Raw genomic sequence first — 276 nt, 5'->3', positions numbered from 1 at the left:
AGGCTACGGCTACTACGCCGACCAGCAGGAAAAGAAACTGCGCGCGAGCATGGCCAACACTGGCGTTGAAGTGCAGCGTCAGGGCGATCAGATCAAGCTGATCATGCCGGGCAACATCACCTTCGCCACCGATTCGGCGAACATCGCTTCCAGCTTCTATCAACCGCTGAACAACCTGGCCAACTCGCTAAAAGAGTTCAACCAGAACCAGATCGAAATCGTCGGCTACACCGACAGCACCGGCAGCCGCCAGCACAACATGGACCTGTCCCAACG

1 protein-coding gene is annotated in these 276 nt (G+C 57.2%); it reads left to right on the top strand.

The features are described 5' to 3' along the window. On the top strand, window positions 1–276 hold a 276-nt coding region (locus AAEY83_RS14665), incomplete at both ends, for an OmpA family protein (protein WP_351060017.1).

The sequence above is a fragment of the Psychrobacter sp. TB20-MNA-CIBAN-0197 genome (assembly GCF_040309765.1).
Classification (GTDB): Bacteria; Pseudomonadota; Gammaproteobacteria; order Pseudomonadales; family Moraxellaceae; genus Psychrobacter; species Psychrobacter submarinus.
Note: the sequence above shows the minus strand (reverse complement) of the source record. Positions and strands in the feature narration are given on the sequence as shown.